Genomic DNA, 373 nt, shown 5'->3' with positions numbered 1-373 from the left:
GCTGTCAGCTCCATGCAGTCCTCTCTTTCTTGCTTTTTCTCCTCTTTTCTCCTTCTTTCTCCTTCCTCCTCCCTCTCCTCCTCCCTCCTCCTTTCCTCCCCTCTTCCTTTCTCCCCCCCTTCCTCCCCTCTCCCCCTTTTTCTCTCTTCTTTCTCTCCTCTCCTCTCCTTTTCCTCCTCCCCCTCTCTCCTCTCCTTTCTCTCCTCTTCCTCCCCCCTCTCTCTCCTCCCTCTCTCCCCCCCCTCCTCTTCCCTCTCTCTCTTTTCCCTCCCCTCCTTCCCTCCTTCCCTCTTTTTCCCCTCCCCCCCTCCTTTCCTCTCTTCCCTTCTTTCCCTTCTCCCCCTTTCCTCTTCCTCTTCTACACCTCTCCGAT

Annotated in this window: 1 protein-coding gene; it reads right to left on the bottom strand. The window is 56.3% G+C overall.

Annotation, left to right across the window (positions count from 1 at the left end; all coding sequences use genetic code 11):
• The coding region (locus EOA79_RS34340; protein ID WP_206639315.1) for a hypothetical protein at positions 1–373 on the bottom strand (373 nt) is incomplete at both ends.

Origin of the sequence: Mesorhizobium sp. M1A.F.Ca.IN.020.03.2.1, from assembly GCF_004023205.1 — a bacterium.
Taxonomy (GTDB): domain Bacteria; phylum Pseudomonadota; class Alphaproteobacteria; order Rhizobiales; family Rhizobiaceae; genus Mesorhizobium.
Note: the sequence above shows the minus strand (reverse complement) of the source record. Positions and strands in the feature narration are given on the sequence as shown.